This window comes from Pseudomonas sp. FG29 (assembly GCF_057809355.1).
Genome location: NZ_JBMDJU010000002.1, coordinates 99,385 through 118,582 on the forward strand (window position 1 = coordinate 99,385; position 19,198 = coordinate 118,582).

At 61.1% G+C, this 19,198-nt stretch carries 17 protein-coding genes; 4 read left to right on the forward strand and 13 right to left on the reverse strand.

What is annotated here, in order from left to right; translation table 11 throughout:
• Nucleotides 1-8 precede the first annotated feature (8 nt).
• From ACODS1_RS03880 to ACODS1_RS03915, 8 genes are all read right to left on the reverse strand, one after another.
• Nucleotides 9-434, reverse strand: coding sequence for a GNAT family N-acetyltransferase (locus ACODS1_RS03880; RefSeq protein WP_322977871.1), 426 nt, complete (start codon nucleotides 432-434; stop codon nucleotides 9-11).
• Nucleotides 427-1,593, reverse strand: a complete 1,167-nt coding sequence (locus ACODS1_RS03885) for a ribosomal protein uL16 3-hydroxylase (RefSeq protein ID WP_489084613.1) — start codon at nucleotides 1,591-1,593, stop codon at nucleotides 427-429. Before ACODS1_RS03885 ends, ACODS1_RS03880 begins: the two co-directional genes overlap by 8 nt.
• Before the next feature lie 78 nt (nucleotides 1,594-1,671).
• Nucleotides 1,672-3,042: an adenylosuccinate lyase gene (purB, locus tag ACODS1_RS03890; protein WP_489084614.1), complete on the reverse strand. Its 1,371-nt coding sequence runs from the start codon at nucleotides 3,040-3,042 to the stop codon at nucleotides 1,672-1,674.
• A 148-nt stretch (nucleotides 3,043-3,190) separates the two neighbouring features.
• Nucleotides 3,191-4,054, reverse strand: a complete 864-nt coding sequence (locus ACODS1_RS03895; RefSeq protein WP_489084615.1) for a DMT family transporter — start codon at nucleotides 4,052-4,054, stop codon at nucleotides 3,191-3,193.
• Between the two features lie 2 nt (nucleotides 4,055-4,056).
• Nucleotides 4,057-4,677 (reverse strand): high frequency lysogenization protein HflD, encoded by a 621-nt coding sequence (gene hflD / locus ACODS1_RS03900; RefSeq protein WP_489084616.1) that lies wholly within the window; start codon nucleotides 4,675-4,677, stop codon nucleotides 4,057-4,059.
• The gene (gene mnmA / locus ACODS1_RS03905; RefSeq protein ID WP_489084617.1) at nucleotides 4,674-5,786 is read right to left on the reverse strand and encodes a tRNA 2-thiouridine(34) synthase MnmA; all 1,113 of its coding nucleotides are present in this window, start codon (nucleotides 5,784-5,786) and stop codon (nucleotides 4,674-4,676) included. The genes hflD and mnmA overlap by 4 nt, the downstream gene beginning before the upstream one ends.
• Before the next feature lie 178 nt (nucleotides 5,787-5,964).
• Nucleotides 5,965-6,405: an NUDIX hydrolase gene (locus tag ACODS1_RS03910; protein WP_489084618.1), complete on the reverse strand. Its 441-nt coding sequence runs from the start codon at nucleotides 6,403-6,405 to the stop codon at nucleotides 5,965-5,967.
• 161 nt (nucleotides 6,406-6,566) lie between these two features.
• Nucleotides 6,567-8,795: an NADP-dependent isocitrate dehydrogenase gene (locus ACODS1_RS03915; RefSeq protein ID WP_322977864.1), complete on the reverse strand. Its 2,229-nt coding sequence runs from the start codon at nucleotides 8,793-8,795 to the stop codon at nucleotides 6,567-6,569.
• A 359-nt stretch (nucleotides 8,796-9,154) separates the two neighbouring features.
• Here ACODS1_RS03915 and icd point away from each other — a divergent pair, with 359 nt between their 5' ends.
• Nucleotides 9,155-10,411 (forward strand): NADP-dependent isocitrate dehydrogenase, encoded by a 1,257-nt coding sequence (icd, locus tag ACODS1_RS03920; RefSeq protein ID WP_489084619.1) that lies wholly within the window; start codon nucleotides 9,155-9,157, stop codon nucleotides 10,409-10,411.
• 71 nt (nucleotides 10,412-10,482) lie between these two features.
• On the opposite strand, the gene cspD is transcribed toward icd, so the two are convergent.
• On the reverse strand, nucleotides 10,483-10,752 hold the full coding sequence (gene cspD / locus ACODS1_RS03925; RefSeq protein ID WP_322977862.1) for a cold shock domain-containing protein CspD: 270 nt from the start codon (nucleotides 10,750-10,752) through the stop codon (nucleotides 10,483-10,485).
• 231 nt (nucleotides 10,753-10,983) lie between these two features.
• Between cspD and clpS the strand changes: the two genes are divergently transcribed.
• Complete coding sequence (gene clpS / locus ACODS1_RS03930; protein ID WP_322977861.1) at nucleotides 10,984-11,346, forward strand: ATP-dependent Clp protease adapter ClpS; 363 nt, start codon at nucleotides 10,984-10,986, stop codon at nucleotides 11,344-11,346.
• A gap of 29 nt (nucleotides 11,347-11,375) precedes the next feature.
• On the forward strand, nucleotides 11,376-13,646 hold the full coding sequence (clpA, locus tag ACODS1_RS03935; RefSeq protein WP_322977860.1) for an ATP-dependent Clp protease ATP-binding subunit ClpA: 2,271 nt from the start codon (nucleotides 11,376-11,378) through the stop codon (nucleotides 13,644-13,646).
• Nucleotides 13,647-13,768: 122 nt separating this feature from the next.
• Here the strand turns inward: clpA and infA are convergent, their stop codons facing one another.
• From infA to trxB, 4 genes are all read right to left on the reverse strand, one after another.
• On the reverse strand, nucleotides 13,769-13,987 hold the full coding sequence (infA, locus tag ACODS1_RS03940; protein ID WP_002553999.1) for a translation initiation factor IF-1: 219 nt from the start codon (nucleotides 13,985-13,987) through the stop codon (nucleotides 13,769-13,771).
• Between the two features lie 136 nt (nucleotides 13,988-14,123).
• A complete protein-coding gene (locus ACODS1_RS03945) occupies nucleotides 14,124-14,831 on the reverse strand; it encodes an arginyltransferase (protein WP_489084620.1) in 708 nt (235 codons plus the stop codon).
• Nucleotides 14,832-14,885: 54 nt separating this feature from the next.
• Nucleotides 14,886-15,566, reverse strand: a complete 681-nt coding sequence (gene aat / locus ACODS1_RS03950) for a leucyl/phenylalanyl-tRNA--protein transferase (protein WP_489084621.1) — start codon at nucleotides 15,564-15,566, stop codon at nucleotides 14,886-14,888.
• 49 nt (nucleotides 15,567-15,615) lie between these two features.
• Nucleotides 15,616-16,566, reverse strand: a complete 951-nt coding sequence (gene trxB / locus ACODS1_RS03955) for a thioredoxin-disulfide reductase (protein WP_322977857.1) — start codon at nucleotides 16,564-16,566, stop codon at nucleotides 15,616-15,618.
• A 189-nt stretch (nucleotides 16,567-16,755) separates the two neighbouring features.
• Here trxB and ftsK point away from each other — a divergent pair, with 189 nt between their 5' ends.
• Nucleotides 16,756-19,188 carry a DNA translocase FtsK gene (ftsK, locus tag ACODS1_RS03960; RefSeq protein ID WP_489084622.1) on the forward strand — a complete coding sequence of 811 codons (2,433 nt, stop codon included), beginning with the start codon at nucleotides 16,756-16,758 and terminating at the stop codon, nucleotides 19,186-19,188.
• Nucleotides 19,189-19,198: the final 10 nt, after the last annotated feature.

Below are 19,198 nucleotides of genomic sequence, written 5' to 3' on the forward strand. Positions count from 1 at the left end.
CGTGCTCTCTACTGGCTGGTGCGCACCATATCCACGTGCGGTATGCCGGCGTCGAGATACTCGTCGCTGACAATGCTGAAGCCTAGCCTTTCATAGAACGGTGTGGCATGCACCTGCGCGGTGAGCATTTGCTGATGCAGGCCGCGTTTTTCCGCTTCGGCGATCACCGCCAGCATCAGTTTCTCGCCGACCTTGAGGCCGCGCCAGTCCTTGAGTACCGAGACGCGACCGATGTGGCCGTCCGGCAGCAGGCGCGCGGTGCCAACCGGGTAATCACCTTCTTCAGCGAGAAAGTGCACGGCCTCGGTATCTTCGGCGTCCCACTCCAGTTCCGGCGGCACCGATTGCTCGGCAACGAACACGCTGTCGCGGATACGACGAAGTTCGGCATTGTCCCTATGCCAGTCCGCGACACGGACGGTGATCTCACTCATCGGCAAATCCCAGGCTGCCTTGTTTGACCAGTTCCCACAGCAGGGTACGCCCCTCGTCGTCAGCCAGCCAGGCGCCGAGGTTTTCCACATGTAACGCGTCGGCGCTGCAGATCAGCTTCAGCAGTTCGCGCAGGCGGGCGGAAACCAGGCGACTCTGGCCGCTGGCGAACAGCACCAGGTCTTCACCCACTTCCGACCAGGCCATGCGGGCGCTGGGATTGCGGATGATGATCGCGCCGTCTTCCAAGGCGCCGAGGAAGTCTTCTTCCTCGATCTCGATGCCAGCAACCAGTTCCGGGTACTTGGGCTCAGTCATGAACTGGCCGAACCAGGTCATCAACAGGCGCTCGTCGCTCATGTGTTCGTTGAGGAGAGCCTTGAGGCGTTCCAGGGCATCGCGCTGGATCTGGTTGGGATCCTCGCTCGGCTGGATGTCGGCATCGCTGTAACGCTCTTCGTCGGGCAGGAACTGGCCGAGGAAATCGGTGAAATGGGTCAGTACTTCGGCGGCGCTGGGCGCGCGGAAGCCCACGGAATAGGTCATGCAATCATCCTCGGCAATGCCGTTGTGGGCCAGGCACGGCGGCAGATAGAGCATATCGCCGGGCTCCAGTACCCACTCATCAGTTGGTTCAAATTCAGCCAGGATCTTCAGATCGGCGTGGGGGAGCAGCGGGCTGTCGGCATCGCACATCTGGCCAATCTGCCAGCGGCGATGGCCGTGGGCCTGCAGCAGGAATACGTCGTAGTTGTCGAAATGCGGGCCGACGCCGCCACCGGGGGCGGCGAAGCTGATCATCAGGTCGTCGATGCGCCATTTGGGCAGGAACTTGAAGTCTTCCAGCAGTTCGGCCACTTCCGGAACGAACTGATCGACGGCCTGCACCAGCAGTGTCCAGTCGCGCTCGGGCAGATCCTGGAAGGTGTCTTCGTTGAACGGGCCGCGCTGCAGCTCCCAGGGGCGCTCGCCGTGCTCGATCACCAGGCGCGATTCGACTTCTTCTTCCAGCGCCAGGCCGGCCAGCTCGTCCGGGCTGATCGGGCTTTCGAAGTCCGGGATCGCCTGGCGTACCAGCAGCGGCTTCTTCTGCCAGTAGTCGCGCAGGAATTCACGGGCTGTGAGGCCACCCAGCAATTGCAGCGGAGTATCAGGATTCATCAGTAAGCCCTTGAAATAGATAAAAACCTTAAAACAAAAACGCCCGGCTCAGCCGGGCGTCCTCGAGGCTGATCGCGCTTAGATACGCTTGGCCTGGGCCACGGCGTTACCGATGTAGCGCGCCGGGGTCAGTTGCTTGAGCTCTTCCTTGGCGGCGGCTGGCATGTCCAGGCCATCAATGAAAGTTTGCAGGGCTTCGGCGCTGATGCCCTTGCCGCGGGTCAATTCCTTGAGCTTCTCGTACGGGTTCTCGATGGCGTAGCGGCGCATCACGGTCTGGATCGGCTCGGCGAGCACTTCCCAGCAGGCATCCAGGTCTTCGGCAATTTTCTGAGCATTGAGCTCCAACTTGCTGATTCCCTTGAGGCTGGCTTCATAAGCGATGACGCTGTGGGCGAAGCCGACACCCAGGTTGCGCAGCACGGTGGAATCGGTCAGGTCGCGCTGCCAGCGGGAGATCGGCAACTTGCTGGCCAGGTGCTGGAAGATCGCGTTGGCGATGCCCAGGTTGCCTTCGGAGTTCTCGAAGTCGATCGGGTTGACCTTGTGCGGCATGGTCGAGGAGCCGATCTCGCCGGCCACGGTCTTCTGCTTGAAGTAGCCGAGGGAGATGTAGCCCCATACGTCGCGGTCGAAGTCGATCAGGATGGTGTTGAAGCGGGCGATGGCGTCGAACAGCTCGGCGATGTAGTCGTGCGGCTCGATCTGGGTGGTGTAGGGGTTGAAGGTCAGGCCCAGGTCGCCTTCGATGAACTGACGGGCGTTGGCTTCCCAGTCGATGCTCGGGTAGGCCGACAGGTGGGCGTTGTAGTTGCCCACAGCACCGTTGATCTTGCCCAGCAGCGGCACGGCGGCGACCTGAGCGATCTGGCGCTCGAGTCGATAGACGACGTTGGCCAGTTCCTTGCCCAGGGTGGTCGGCGATGCCGGCTGGCCGTGGGTACGCGAGAGCATCGGCACGTCAGCGAACTTCACCGCCAGTTCACGGATGGCGACTGCCACTTGCTTCATCAGCGGCAGCAGTACGCTATCACGGCCTTCGCGCAGCATCAGGGCGTGGGACAGGTTGTTGATGTCCTCGCTGGTGCAGGCGAAGTGGATGAACTCGCTGACCTTGTCCAGCTCCGGCAGCTTGGCGGCCTGCTCCTTGAGCAGGTATTCCACGGCCTTGACGTCGTGGTTGGTGGTGCGCTCGATTTCCTTGACGCGCTCGGCATGCTCGACGGCGAAGTTCTCGGCCAGCTCGTTGAGCAGGGCATTGGCTTCGGCGGAGAAGGGTGCGACTTCCGGGATGCCCTCGTGGGCGGCCAGGCGCTGCAGCCAGCGCACTTCGACCAGTACGCGGCTACGGATCAGGCCGTATTCGCTGAAGATGGGGCGCAGGGCGCTGGTTTTGCCGGCGTAGCGGCCGTCGACGGGGGAAACCGCGGTGAGCGAGGAAAGCTGCATGTGGGCGTTCTCGAGCTGTCGGGCTGAAAAGTCATCCGGGGTTGCTGCGCGTCGTGCCTGCTTCAGTGAAGCGGGCGCTAGCTCAGGTGCCTGGACGACCTCTGACGAAAAGGGCGCACATCATACATGAAAACCGGCGCTTGGCCGTCTATGCCTTGCGTCTTGCGACCGATAACAGACTGGCGGCAAAGATCAGCGCTGCACCAAGCAATGACAGTCTGTCCGGTGTCTCGCCCCAGAGCAGCCAGGCGATGAGGCCGGCGAAGACGATGGCCAGGTAGGCCACGGGGCCGATCAGTCCCGGTGGTGCCAGGCCGTAGGCGCGCGACATGATCACCTGGCTGGCGGTGGCCAGCAGGCCGATACCCAGCAGCCAGCCAAGCTGGTTGGCGTCCAGCGGCTGCCAGCTCCAGGTCAGCGGAATGGCGGAAAACAACGCGGAAAACAGCGAGAAATAGAAGACGATGCGGGTCGCCGGCTCGCTGTCGCTCATCTCGCGGATGGAGACGAAAGCGAAAGCTGCCAACAGGCTCGCCGCCAGGCCAACCAATGCCGCGCCCTCGAACAGGGCGGCGCTGGGCTTGGCCACCAGCAGCACGCCGCACAGGCCGACCAGGCTGCTGATCAGCATGCGTCGGGTCAGCGGCTCCTTGAGCCAGATATGCGCGATCAGCGGGGTGAACACCGGCGCTGAATAGGTGAACAGCATGGCGTCAGCCAGTGGCAGGTGGGCGATGGCGTAGAAGAAGCAGTACATCGCCGCCAGACCGTAGGTGGTGCGCCATAGATGAGATTTCAGGCGTGTCGTGCGTAGCGGGCGCGCGCCGCGCACCAGTAGCAGCGGCAGAAAGAACAGCACGCCGACCAGGTTGCGGAAGAACACCACCGACTCGTTGTTGACGCTGGCGGATATTTCGCGGATGCCTACCCCGGTGAAAGCAAACAGCAGGGCCGAGAGTGCCAGCAGCAGGGCACCCTGAAGGGGTTTGACGCTGCGGCTGGCGGGCTCCATGGTCAGTTTCGCGTCATGTCGTAGAGCGCTTTGAGCAGCTTGCCGCGGCTGAACACCAACTGCCAGCGGTGGCCACCGAGTTGGCGCCACAGGCGCGCCGAGCGAATGCCGGCGAGCAGCAGGGCGCGGATCTTTGCCGCGTTGTTCGGCTGTTGTAGAAAGCGCATGTCGCCATGCACCTGGATGCGCTGGCGGAAGGTGCTGATGGTGTCCTGGTACAGGCCGCCACAGGCCGCGATGACGTTGTCATGCACCAGGCCGAAATGCTCGACCTGTTGCTGGATCTGATCCAGCCGACTGCCCATGATTTCCAGCATGTCACTGCGTTTGTCCAGCTGACGCTCCAGGCCGACCAGGGCCAGCGAATAACGCAGTGGCTCGCGTTGCAAGGCGGCTGGGTTGCGCTCCAGGGCACTGATGAGCGCACGATAGCCTTCGCGCAGGTTAAGGTCGTCACCACCGTAAACATCCAGGGTGCTTTTCGGATCGCGAACGAGCAGGCTGCCGAGCATGCAGCCCATCGAGGCTTCGCTGATCTGGCCGGTGCGGGCGATCTTGTCCGCCAGTACGGCGGCTTCGAAGACGGCGCCGAGGGCGACCAGTTGCTCCTGAATCGGACTCATCGGGCGTCCTCGTACCAGGCTTCGGCGGTTTCGATCACACCGCCGCCGAGGCAGACCTCGCCGTCATAGAACACCACGGACTGGCCTGGGGTTACTGCCCGTTGCGGCTCGTCGAATACGGCGCGATAGCCGTTCTCGGTCTTCTCCAGGGTGCAGGACTGGTCGCTCTGGCGGTAACGCACCTTGGCGGTCAGGCGGCGCGGGCTGTTCAGGTCTACCGGGTTGACCCAGTAGATATCCGAGGCGAGCAGGGCGCGGGAGAACAGCCAGGGGTGTTCGTTGCCCTGGCCGACGATCAGTACGTTGCGCGTCAGATCCTTGCGCAGTACGTACCAGGGTTCATCGCCCGCATCTTTCAGACCGCCAATGCCCAGGCCCTGGCGCTGGCCGATGGTGTGGTACATCAAACCATGATGGCGGCCGATGACCTGGCCTTCCGTGGTTTCGATATCCCCGGGCTGCGCCGGCAGATACTGCTTGAGGAAATCGCTGAAGCGACGCTCACCGATGAAGCAGATGCCGGTGGAGTCCTTCTTCTTCGCCGTGGCCAACTCGTATTTCTCGGCAATGGCGCGTACCTGCGGCTTTTCCAGCTCGCCGACCGGGAACAGGGTCTTGGCGATCTGCTCACCGCCGACGGCATGCAGGAAATAGCTCTGATCCTTGTTCGGATCCAGGCCCTTGAGCAGTTCGGTGCGGCCATCGATGTCGCGGCGACGCACGTAGTGACCGGTGGCGATCAGATCCGCGCCGAGGCTCAGGGCGTAGTCGAGGAAGGCTTTGAACTTGATTTCGCGGTTACACAGGATGTCCGGGTTCGGCGTGCGTCCGGCCTTGTATTCGGCCAGGAAGTGCTCGAACACGTTGTCCCAGTATTCCGCGGCGAAGTTGGCGGTGTGCAGCTTGATGCCGATGCGGTCGCATACGGCCTGGGCGTCGGCCAGGTCATCCATGGCGGTGCAGTATTCGGTGCCGTCGTCTTCGTCCCAGTTCTTCATGAACAGGCCTTCGACCTGGTAACCCTGTTCCATCAGCAGCAGGGCAGAAACGGACGAATCGACGCCGCCGGACATGCCGACGATCACGCGTTGGGTGCTGGGTGCTTGCATGGGAGTCTGCGAGTGAAGCCTGAAAAGCCGTCAAGTTTACCAGAAAGCCTGCCGCCTGTAGGACGTACTCGGCTTTGGCTTCCTGCGTCGCTCTACCTCCTGCATCCATGCAGTCCGTAGCCCGGATGAACTCCGGGAAGGTCATGCCAGGCACCCCCGGATTTCATCCGGGCTACGCTTAGTCGCGCAGCAGCTCCAGCGGCCCGCTGACCCCGGCCAGGTAGTCGTCGACGCAGCGCAGCACCAGTTCGCTGCGCCAGCGCTCGGGTTGTGCAGCCAGCTCGTTGCGCGTCAGCCAGGTGATACCGTTGATGTCGCTGTCCAGTTCGCGCTGCGGGTCATGGTGCACCGGGCGGGCGATGAAGCAGACGCGCTGATAAGTCACGCCATTGCTCGGTGCGGTATAGAGGTAGAGGCCGAGCAGGGCGGTCAGCTCGACGTCCCAGCCGGTTTCTTCCAGGGTTTCGCGCAGTGCGGCTTCGCGCAGCGATTCATTGGCTTCCAGGTGTCCGGCGGGCTGGTTGAGTACCAGGCGTCCGGCCTTGAATTCTTCGACGAAGAGGAAGCGATCCTGGTCTTCGATGACCGTGGCCACGGTGATATGGGGTTGCCAGTCCATTTCTCTTTCTCCGAGATTATCTTTGGATGACGCCTGTAGGAGCGAGCTCTGCTCGCGAAAAAACGAATTCGCGAGCAGAGCTCGCTCCTACAAAGATTGTCCAGATCCACAAATAAAGAACCCCGGCGCCAGGCCGGGGTTCTTTTGACACTCAAGCCCAATCAGGCATTCAGTGCAGCCAGAGCGGCGTTGAAGGTGGCGCTTGGGCGCATCACCTTGCTGGTCAGCTCAGGGTTGGAGCGGTAGTAGCCACCGATATCGGCTGGCTTGCCTTGTACGGCGGCCAGTTCGGCAACGATAGCGGCTTCCTGCTCGGTCAGTTGCTTGGCCAGCGGGGCGAAGTGAGCTTTCAGCTCGGCGTCGTCGTTTTGCTCGGCCAGGGCTTGTGCCCAGTACAGCGCCAGGTAGAAGTGGCTGCCGCGGTTATCGATTTCGCCGACTTTGCGCGCCGGGGACTTGTTGTTGTCCAGCAGCTTGCCGGTGGCCTGATCCAGGGTCTTGCCCAGTACCTTGGCCTTGGCGTTGTTGGTCTTGATGCCGGTTTCTTCCAGCGAGACGGCCAGGGCCAGGAACTCGCCCAGGGAATCCCAGCGCAGGTAGTTCTCTTCGACCAGTTGCTGTACGTGCTTGGGTGCCGAACCGCCGGCGCCGGTTTCGTACATGCCGCCGCCCGCCATCAGCGGAACGATGGACAGCATCTTGGCCGAGGTGCCCAGCTCCATGATCGGGAACAGGTCAGTCAGGTAGTCACGCAGCACGTTACCGGTCACCGAGATGGTGTCCTGGCCACGAATCATGCGCTCCATGGAGACGCGGATGGCTTCGTTGTAGCCCATCATGCGGATATCCAGGCCGGTCAGGTCGTAATCCTTGAGGTACAGCTCGACCTTCTTCTGCAGCTCGCGGTCGTGGGCGCGCTCCGGATCCAGCCAGAAGATCGCCGGAGTGTCGGACTGACGGGCGCGGGTAACGGCCAGCTTGACCCAGTCGCGGATCGGCGCGTCCTTGGTCTGGCAGGCACGCCAGATGTCGCCAGCTTCGACTTCGTGCTGCATCAGCACGGTACCGTCGGCAGCCACCACGCGCATGGTGCCGTCGGCGGTCATTTCGAAGGTCTTGTCGTGGGAGCCGTATTCCTCGGCCTTCTGCGCCATCAGGCCGACGTTCGGCACGGTGCCCATGGTGGTCGGATCGAACGCGCCATTGGTTTTGCAGAAGTTGATCATTTCCTGATAGATGCGAGCGTAGGTGCTCTCAGGCATGACGGCCTTGGTGTCTTTCTGCTTGCCGTCCTTGCCCCACATCTGACCGGAGTTACGGATCATCGCCGGCATCGAGGCGTCGACGATGACGTCGCTCGGGATGTGCAGGTTGGTGATGCCCTTGACCGAATCAACCATGGCCATTTCTGGGCGATGGGCGTAGACCTCGTGGATGTCATGCAGGATTTCTTCCTGCTGGGACGCCGGCAGCGCCTTGATCTTGTCGTAGACGCTGCTGATGCCGTTGTTCGGGTTGACGCCCAGTTCCTTGAACAGGTCGCCGTACTTGTCGAACACGTCCTTGTAGTAAACGCTGACGGCATGACCGAAGACGATCGGGTGGGAGACCTTCATCATGGTCGCCTTGACGTGCAAGGACCACATCACGCCGGTTTCCTTGCAATCTTGCAGGGTCTTCTCGAAGAAGGCACGCAGCTTGCGGCAGCTCATGAACATGCTGTCGAAGACTTCGCCTTCCTGCAGGGCGAGCTGTTTCTTGACCTCGACCTTGCCGTCCTTGCCAACGAACTCGATGCGCACGTCACCGGCCTTGGCCATGGTGATCGATTGCTCGCTGGAGAAGAAGTCGCCGCCGCGCATGTAGTCGGCGTGGGACTGCGAAGCCATGCTCCACTTGCCCATGCTGTGCGGGTGCTTGCGCGCGTAGGCCTTGACCGCCGCCGGGGCGCGGCGGTCGGAGTTACCTTCACGCAGAACCGGGTTCACGGCGCTGCCCAGGATTTTCGCGTAGCGGGCGCGAACTTCCTTGTCTTCTTCGCTCTGCGGGTCTTCCGGGAAGTTCGGGATGTTGTAGCCCTGAGCCTGCAGTTCGGCGATGGCGGCCTTGAGCTGCGGAACGGAGGCGCTGATGTTGGGCAGCTTGATGATGTTGGCGTCTGGCTGCAGGGTCAGCTCAGCCAGCTTGGCCAGGTCGTCGTCGATGCGCTTGTCGGCATCCAGACGGTCGGCAAAGCTTGCCAGGATGCGTCCAGCAAGAGAGATGTCGCGGGTTTCAACGGAGATGTCGGCCGATGCAGCGAAGGCTTCCACGATGGGCAGAAGCGAATAGGTGGCAAGGGCTGGGGCTTCGTCGGTGAAGGTGTAGATGATCTTCGAAGGGGTGGACATTTAGCGTTAACTCTCTTCTTTGCTGAGCGCGCATAGAAACTCGACCTGCGCGTGTGGCGCGAACTCCAGGGTCATGGAGCCGGGTCGAGGACTCGCCGCGGTGATGTTGGATACACCCGTAGAGTGTCGAACGTTTCGATCCGACGGATGATGGTGTACTCCCGTCGGCTTCAAGAGGCTGCTATCCGGTTCCGGACAGGCCGCCCCTTATGACTCGTTAGTCACCTAAGGAGTATATCACCGCGACACCTCGTCACAGAATGCCCTGCTGAATAAGACCTTTGCAGATGTGTCTGAGGTCTGAGGTTTGCGCTACTCTCGGGAGTGCACACTGTCTAACCACAAGATGGAGTCGAGCAATGGGATACCAGAAGATCCAGGTGCCAGCCAGCGGTGACAAAATCACCGTCAATGCCGATATGTCGCTGAATGTGCCGAACAACCCGATCATTCCTTTCATCGAAGGCGATGGCATCGGTGTCGATATCTCTCCAGTCATGATCAAGGTCGTCGATGCTGCCGTCGAGAAAGCCTACGGCGGTGCTCGCAAGATTTCCTGGATGGAGGTCTATGCCGGTGAGAAGGCTACCCAGGTTTACGACCAGGACACCTGGCTGCCGAAAGAAACCCTCGAGGCGGTGCGCGATTACGTCGTGTCCATCAAGGGGCCGTTGACCACGCCGGTGGGTGGCGGCATTCGCTCGCTTAACGTCGCCCTGCGTCAGGAGCTGGATCTTTACGTCTGCCAGCGCCCGGTGCGTTGGTTCGAGGGCGTGCCCAGCCCGGTGAAAAAGCCGGGTGACGTAGACATGGTGATCTTCCGCGAGAACTCCGAAGACATCTATGCCGGTGTCGAATGGAAAGCCGGCAGCGCGGAGGCTGAAAAGGTCATCAAGTTCCTTACCGAAGAAATGGGCGTCAAGAAGATTCGCTTCACCGATATGTGCGGTATCGGCATCAAGCCTGTGTCCGAAGCCGGCACCAAGCGCCTGGTGCGCAAGGCGCTGCAGTACGCCGTCGACAACGATCGCGACTCGGTGACCCTGGTGCACAAGGGCAACATCATGAAGTTCACCGAGGGTGCCTTTAAAGAGTGGGGCTACGAGATCGCGCGTGACGAGTTCGGCGCCGAGTTGCTCGATGGCGGCCCGTGGATGCAGTTCAAGAATCCACGCACCGGCAAGAGCGTCGTGGTCAAGGACGTGATTGCCGACGCCATGCTGCAGCAGATCCTGCTGCGACCGGCCGAGTACGACGTCATCGCCACGCTCAACCTCAACGGTGACTATCTGTCCGACGCCCTGGCTGCTGAGGTGGGCGGCATTGGTATCGCGCCCGGTGCCAACCTGTCCGATTCAGTGGCGATGTTCGAGGCGACTCACGGCACTGCGCCGAAATATGCTGGCCAGGATAAGGTCAATCCCGGCTCGATCATTCTCTCCGCCGAAATGATGTTGCGTCACATGGGCTGGATCGAGGCGGCTGATCTGATTATCAAGGGCACCAACGGGGCTATTGCAGCCAAGACCGTGACCTATGACTTCGAGCGCTTGATGGAGGGGGCGAAGTTGCTGTCCTGCTCCGAATTCGGCGACGCGATGATCGCGCATATGTAACTGCAGGTTGCCGTGGATAAAGAAAGGCCAGTCATACGACTGGCCTTTTTCATGGCGACTGCCAGAGGTGATCAGGCTCCTACCGTGCTCGCGGTGGTCTGCAGCTGTGGCGTGGTCGCTGGCGCTTCCTGTGTCGCAGAGACGGTGCTGATATTGACGGCATGCAATCCCTTGGGCCCCTGCACGATCTCGAAACGAACCGGCTGGCCTGCCTTGAGTGTCTTGTAACCTTCCATATTGATGGCCGAGTAGTGGGCGAACAGGTCCTCATCTCGGCCTTCGGCCAGGATGAATCCATAGCCTTTGGCGTTGTTGAACCACTTGACCTTACCGCTGAGCATGCTGATATCCCTCTGCAAAGGACTCCATCTCTGGAGTATCATCCACTTCAATTCCGCGCAATAACCGATCCGGCTGGGCGAAGGCGTGGAACCCCGATACCCTTGAATAGGGTATTTATTGGTTGTAACACCCTTTTGCCGATAGTCAAGGCTATGCGGCGGATGGCTGAGAACTCAGTCAAACTCCCTCTAGCATCCCCGTTCGTCCAGCCCTGAAACCCTGATTCCAGCATGCATGCAAGTAGCCAGATTCGACTAACATTCAATCAGGATCACCCGGCAGAGCATGAGGATGACTCCTCTGGTATCGCTGTCCAGGAATCCAAGCCAGCGCTCAAGGCACCACCGATGTACAAGGTGGTCTTATTCAATGACGACTACACCCCGATGGATTTCGTCGTCGAAGTACTTGAAACCTTTTTCGGCATGAATCGGGAATTGGCGACCAAGATCATGCTGGCCGTCCATACGGAGGGGCGTGCGGTGTGTGGTGTGTATACGCGCGATATTGCGGAGACCAAGGCAATGCAGGTCAACCAGTACGCACGAGAAAGCCAGCATCCGCTACTCTGTGAAATAGAGAAGGACGGTTAACGCCGGCCACTTGGGTATGAGGTGAAGCTATGTTGAACCGAGAGCTCGAAGTCACCCTCAATCTTGCCTTCAAGGAGGCGCGCGCCAAACGTCATGAATTCATGACGGTCGAGCACCTGCTGCTTGCCTTGCTGGACAATGAGGCGGCTGCCAGCGTATTGCGTGCCTGTGGAGCCAATCTCGACAAGCTGCGCCATGATTTGCAGGAGTTCATCGACTCCACCACGCCGCTGATTCCGCAGCATGATGAAGACCGCGAAACTCAGCCGACGCTGGGTTTCCAGCGCGTGCTGCAGCGTGCGGTATTCCATGTGCAGAGTTCCGGCAAGCGTGAAGTCACCGGCGCCAATGTGCTGGTTGCGATCTTCAGCGAGCAGGAAAGCCAGGCCGTGTTCCTGCTCAAGCAGCAGAGCGTGGCGCGTATCGATGTGGTCAATTTCATTGCTCATGGTATTTCCAAGGTGCCGGGGCATGGTGATCAGCACGAGCATGAGCAGGAAATGCAGGATGAGGAGGGCGGCGAGTCGTCCTCGTCTGCCAACCCGCTCGATGCCTATGCCAGCAATCTGAACGAGCTGGCGCGCCAAGGGCGTATCGATCCACTGGTTGGCCGCGAGCAAGAAGTCGAGCGTGTGGCGCAGATCCTTGCTCGTCGGCGCAAGAACAACCCGTTGCTGGTTGGCGAGGCTGGTGTCGGCAAGACCGCTATTGCCGAGGGGCTGGCCAAGCGCATCGTGGATGAGCAGGTGCCGGATCTGCTGGCTGATAGCGTGGTGTACTCACTTGATCTGGGTGCGCTACTGGCGGGCACCAAGTATCGCGGTGACTTCGAGAAGCGCTTCAAGGCGCTGCTCAATGAGCTGCGCAAGCGCCCCCATGCCATTCTGTTCATCGACGAAATCCACACCATCATCGGTGCCGGCGCGGCCTCGGGTGGGGTCATGGATGCCTCTAACCTGCTCAAGCCACTGCTCTCGTCCGGCGAGATTCGCTGCATTGGCTCCACGACCTTCCAGGAGTTCCGTGGCATCTTCGAGAAGGATCGTGCGCTGGCGCGGCGCTTCCAGAAGGTCGATGTAGTCGAGCCTTCGGTGGAGGACACCGTCGGCATCCTCAAGGGGCTCAAGGCGCGCTTCGAGCAGCACCACCACATCGAGTACAGCGATGAGGCCCTGCGCGCTGCTGCTGAATTGGCGGCACGCTACATCAATGATCGGCACATGCCGGACAAGGCCATCGATGTCATCGACGAAGCGGGCGCCTACCAGCGCCTGCAGCCGGAAGACAAGCGCGTGGCGCGCATCGAGGTTGCACAGGTCGAGGACATCGTCGCCAAGATCGCGCGGATTCCGCCGAAGCACGTTTCCAGCTCCGACAAGGAATTGCTGCGCAACCTCGAGCGCGATCTGAAGCTGACGGTGTTTGGTCAGGACGCCGCGATCGATTCGCTGTCCACGGCCATCAAGCTCTCCCGGGCCGGCCTCAAGGCACCGGACAAGCCGGTGGGTTCGTTCCTCTTCGCCGGGCCGACTGGCGTCGGCAAGACCGAAGCCGCTCGTCAGTTGGCCAAGGCGCTGGGTATCGAGCTGGTGCGCTTCGACATGTCCGAATACATGGAGCGCCACACCGTCTCGCGCCTGATCGGCGCGCCGCCCGGCTACGTCGGCTTCGATCAGGGTGGTTTGCTCACCGAGGCAATCACCAAGCAGCCGCACTGCGTGCTGTTGCTCGATGAAATCGAGAAGGCGCACCCGGAAGTCTTCAACCTGCTGCTGCAGGTCATGGATCATGGCACGCTGACTGATAACAACGGGCGCAAGGCGGACTTCCGCAACGTGATCCTGATCATGACCACCAACGCGGGCGCTGAGACTGCCTCGCGTGCGTCGATCGGCTTCACTCAGCAGGATCACTCCACCGATGCCATGGAAGTCATCAAGAAGAGCTTCACGCCGGAGTTCCGCAACCGCCTGGACACCATCATCCAGTTCGGCCGCCTGAGTCACGAAGTGATCAAGAGCATCGTCGACAAGTTCCTCACCGAGTTGCAGGCGCAACTGGAGGACAAGCGCGTCACGCTGGAAGTCAGCGGTGCAGCGCGCAGCTGGCTGGCCGAGCGCGGTTACGATGTGCAGATGGGGGCTCGACCGATGGCGCGCTTGATTCAGGACAAGATCAAGCGTCCGCTGGCGGAGGAGATTCTGTTCGGCGAGCTGGCCGAGCATGGCGGTGTGGTACACATCGACATCAAGGATGGCGAGCCGAGTTTCGAGTTCGAAACGGCGGCCGAGCTGGCCTGATGCTGGGGAGTTGTGGAGCGGCGTCCATGGGTCGCCGCTTACGCTCTTGTCGAACGGTAGGATTAATCCACGCGAACGAAAACGCCCGGCAAATGCCGGGCGTTTCGTATCTGGCGCTTGGCTTAGCGGGCGCGGTAGGTGATGCGGCCCTTGCTCAAGTCGTACGGCGTCAGTTCGACGCGTACTTTGTCACCAGTCAGAATGCGGATGTAATTCTTGCGCATCTTTCCGGAGATGTGCGCGGTAACGACATGCCCATTTTCCAACTCCACGCGGAACATGGTGTTGGGCAGGGTGTCGACGACAGTGCCTTCCATTTCGAAGCTGTCTTCTTTCGACATGCAGTAAAGCCCTCGGTGTCCAGGAAATGGCCCGGCGCGACTGGCCCCAGGCAAAAGCGGCGTGCATTGTGCCCGAAAACAGTGGTCTGCGCCAAGTGGCTTGGGTTTGCTTGCACGAGAGCGTGCAGGCAGCGCGCTAAGTCAGGAGCGTCCAGCGCTGATTGACGAACAGTTCTATCGGGTGGTACTGGGTCTTGTAGTTCATCTTGCGACAGTTCTTGATCCAGTAGCCCAGATAGACGGCATCAAGGCCAAGACGTTCAGTTTCTTCGATCTGCCAGAGAATGGCGAAGCGCCCAAGGCTGCGCTGTTCCTCGTCGGGATCGTAGAAGGTGTATACGGCCGACAGGCCATTGGGCAGGACATCGGTCACGGCGATCGCTACCAGTCGCTCCCCGAGGCGGAACTCATAAAAGCGCGAGAAAGACAGGTCGCGCACCAGGAAGGTCGAGAACTGATCACGGCTGGGCGGATACATGTCGCCGTCAGCATGGCGCTGTTCGATGTAGCGGGCATAGAGCTGGTAGTACTCTTCGCTGAAGGCTGGCCGCACGGGGCGTACGCTGATGTCCTGGTTGCGCTTGAGGATGCGCCGCTGCTGGCGATTGGGGGTGAAGAGAGCGGCGGGGATACGCGCCGGGATGCAGGCGGTGCACTGCTGGCAGTGTGGGCGATACAGGTGGTCACCGCTGCGCCGAAAGCCCATGTCGGAAAGCTCGGCGTACACCTGCACATCCATGGGCTGACTGGGGTCGAGAAACAGGGTGGTCGCCTGCTCCTCGGGCAGATAGCTGCACGGATGGGGCTGAGTCGCATAGAACTTCAGGCGGGCGAGCTCGGTCATGGCGGTGTCTCGAGAGGGCCTGATAAAGAGTGTATGTCAGGGTTGCCAGATCGACTAGGTAAGCCAGTTCGCCAGGCTGGGCTGATCCAGGTAGCGCTGCAAATATTCGGCGAAACTGGCGCGTGAAATCGCTCGGGCGCCGAAGCTGTGCAGATGCTGGGTCGGCATTTGGCAGTCGATCAAGGTGAAGCCCCATTCCTGCAGCTTGCTGACGAGTGTCACGAAGCCCACCTTGGACGCGTTGTCGGCGCGGCTGAACATGGACTCACCAAAGAATAGTCGCCCCATTGCCAGGCCGTAGAGCCCGCCGACCAGTTCGTCGCCTTGCCAGACCTCGACGGAGTGAGCAATGCCCTGTTCGTGCAGTTCGATGTAGGCGCTCTGCATCGGCGTGGTAATCCAGGTGCCGTCGGTGTAGCTGCGAGGTGCAGCGCAAGCGCGGATGACGGCGCTGAAGTCCTGGTCGAAGGTGACGCGGTAACGCTGCTGGCGCAGCACTTTGCCAAGGCTGCGCGATACGTGCAGCTCGTCGGGAAAAAGAACGGTGCGGGGATCCGGCGACCACCAGAGAATCGGCTGGCCGTCCTGAAACCATGGGAAGCAGCCGTGGCGATAGGCTTGTACGAGGCGCGCCGCACTGAGATCGCCGCCGGCAGCGAGCAGGCCATTGGGCTCGCGCATGGCTTTGGCCAGGGGCGGGAAATCAAATGAGTCGCGTTGCAGCCAGGTCAGCATGCGTCAGGGCTCGGAAGAGGGGAGGGCGGACGGCGTCCGCCCTGGGGTGTCAAAGATCTTCGAGGAATTTCTCGACATCCAGTGCGGCCATGCAGCCAGCGCCGGCCGAGGTGATGGCCTGACGATAGACGTGGTCGGCCACGTCACCGGCTGCGAATACACCTTCGATGCTGGTGGCCGTGGCATTGCCTTCGCTGCCACCCTTGATCTTCAGGTAGCCGTCATGCATATCCAATTGGCCGACGAATAGCTCGGTATTGGGTTTGTGGCCGATGGCGATGAAAACGCCTGCCAGCGGCAGCTCCTGGGTGCTGCCGTCCATGGTGCTCTTCAGGCGTACGCCGGTGACACCACTCTGATCGCCAAGCACTTCGTCCAGAGTCTGATTCCAGTGCAGGCGCACGTTGCCGTTGGCGGCCTTGTCGAACAGCTTGTCCTGCAGGATCTTCTCCGAGCGCAGCTTGTCGCGGCGATGCACGAGGTGAACTTCCTTGGCGATGTTCGACAGGTACAGTGCTTCTTCCACGGCAGTGTTGCCGCCGCCGATGACGGCGACCACCTGGTTGCGATAGAAGAAGCCATCGCAAGTGGCGCAGGCCGATACGCCCTTGCCCGCGAAGGCTTCCTCGGACGGCAGGCCCAGGTACTGGGCACTGGCGCCGGTGGCGATGATCAGCGCATCGCAGCTGTAGGTGCCGCTATCGCCCTTGAGTACGAAGGGGCGCGCTTGCAACTCGGCGGTGTGAATGTGGTCGTAGATGATCTCGGTGTCGAAGCGTTCTGCGTGCTTCTGCATGCGCTCCATCAAGGCCGGGCCGGTCAGGCCTTCGACATCGCCAGGCCAGTTGTCCACTTCGGTGGTGGTGGTGAGCTGGCCGCCGGGCTGGATGCCGGTGATGATCACGGGCTTGAGATTGGCGCGGGCCGCATAAACGGCAGCGCTATAACCGGCAGGGCCGGAGCCCAGGATAATCAGGCGGGAATGCTTGACGTCGCTCATAAAAAAACCCCATAAGCCTTTGTCACAAAAGAGAATGCATGCTCCAATTGAGCCGCATGGAAGCTGCTGCCGGCTATGCTACACCGAAGGAACGCGGCTGCGGGAGCGCTGCAGCATGTCGATAACGGTGTCGGTTCTGGCAGCGCACGGGCAAACCCGTACAATACCCGCTCTGTGCGGTAACCATCGATGGACGCGCCAAGAGCGCAGGATACGGCTGTTTTGAAGAATTCCACCTCCCAGAATCCGGATTGGCGCCTGAAACTTCAGTACCGACTGAAGGAGGGCGCCCTGATCGCCCTGGCGGCGTTGTGTCTGTACGTACTGATGACGCTGGTGACCTACAGCGTGTCGGATCCCGCCTGGGATAACAGCGTGCAAGTCCAGCACATCCTCAATGCGGGCGGGAGCATCGGCGCCTGGCTGTCCAGCGCGCTGTTCGGCGCGCTGGGCTATTTCGCCTACATCTTCCCGTTGCTGCTGGGCACCAAGACCTGGCAGGTGTTTCGCACGCGCAACCAGCCTTGGCAGTGGAATGGCTGGCTATTTTCCTGGCACAGCATCGGCCTGGTGTTCCTGATCCTTTCCGGTGCCGTGCTGGCACATATTCATTTCGATCCGGCCGCCGGGATGCAAGGCTCTGGCGGCGGCATGCTGGGCGCCAGCCTGGGCGAGCTGGCGAAAGAGGCACTCAACGTCGAGGGCAGCACGCTGCTGTTCCTGGCCTTGTTCCTCTTTGGTTTGACCGTCTTTACCGATCTGTCCTGGTTCAAGGTCATGGATCTTACCGGCAAGATCACGCTGGATTTGATCGAGCTGGTGCACGGCATAATCAGCGGCTGGTGGAGTTCGCGCAGCGAGCGCAAGCAGATGGTGGCGCAGCTGCGCGAGCTGGATGAGCGTGTTATCGAGGTGGCAGCGCCCGTCGTTCCAGATCGTCGCGAGCAGGCCAAGGTCAAGGAGCGCCTGCTCGAGCGTGAAGAATCACTGAGCAAGCACATGAGCGAGCGCGACAAGCGTCCGGCTCCGGTGATCACCCCGCCAGCCCCGCCGAAACCGGCCGAGCCGAGCAAGCGCGTACTCAAGGAAAAGCAGGCACCGCTGTTTGTCGATACGGCTATCGAAGGCAGCCTGCCGCCGATTTCCATCCTCGATGTCGCCGAGAAGAAGCAGAAGCAGTTTTCCCCGGAATCGCTGGAGGCCATGTCGCGCCTGCTGGAGATCAAGCTCAAGGAATTCGGTGTCGACGTGGTGGTCGAGTCAGTACATCCGGGCCCAGTGATCACCCGTTTCGAAATTCAGCCCGCCGCCGGTGTGAAGGTCAGTCGCATTTCCAACCTGGCCAAGGATCTGGCGCGCTCGATGGCCATGGTCAGCGTGCGCGTGGTCGAGGTGATTCCCGGCAAGACCACGGTGGGCATCGAGGTGCCCAACGAGGATCGCCAGATCGTGCGCTTCTCCGAGGTGTTGTCCTCCAGCGAATACGACGACGCCAAGTCGCCGGTCACCCTGGCGCTGGGCCACGATATCGGTGGCCGCCCGGTCATCGCTGACCTGGCCAAGATGCCCCACCTGTTGGTCGCCGGTACCACCGGCTCCGGTAAGTCGGTGGGCGTCAACGCCATGATCCTGTCGGTGCTGTTCAAGTCCACGCCGGAAGAGGCGCGGATGATCATGATCGACCCGAAGATGCTCGAACTGTCGATCTACGAAGGCATTCCGCACCTGCTCTGCCCGGTGGTCACCGACATGAAGGAAGCGGCGAACGCGCTGCGCTGGTCGGTCGCCGAGATGGAGCGTCGCTACAAGCTGATGGCGGCCATGGGGGTGCGTAACCTGGCGGGCTTCAACCGCAAGGTGAAGGACGCCATCGAGGCCGGCACGCCGCTGCATGATCCGCTGTATAAGCGCGAGTCGATGGATGACGAGCCGCCGCATCTGAAAACGCTGCCGACCATCGTCGTTGTCGTCGACGAGTTCGCCGACATGATGATGATCGTCGGCAAGAAGGTCGAAGAGCTGATCGCACGTATCGCACAGAAGGCGCGGGCGGCTGGTATCCATTTGATCCTCGCTACCCAGCGCCCGTCGGTGGACGTGATCACCGGTCTGATCAAGGCCAACATCCCGACACGTATGGCCTTCCAGGTATCGAGCAAGATCGATTCGCGCACCATCCTCGATCAGGGCGGCGCCGAACAGCTGCTCGGCCACGGCGATATGCTCTACCTGCCGCCGGGGACCGGTCTGCCGATTCGGGTGCATGGTGCTTTCGTCTCCGACGATGAGGTTCATCGCGTGGTCGAGGCCTGGAAGCAACGTGGTGCGCCGGACTACATCGAAGACATCCTCGCCGGTGCCGAAGAGAGTGGCAGCGGCTTCGAAGGGGGTGGCAGCGGTGAGGGCAGTGAGGGCAGCGAGGAAGATCCGCTCTACGACGAGGCCGTCAACTTCGTGCTGGAAAGCCGCCGCGCGTCCATTTCCGCCGTACAACGCAAACTCAAGATCGGTTACAACCGCGCGGCGCGAATGATCGAGGCCATGGAGATGGCTGGCGTGGTAACCCCGATGAACACCAATGGCTCGCGCGAAGTGATCGCGCCCGGGCCATCCCGCGATTGATCCTCTTACG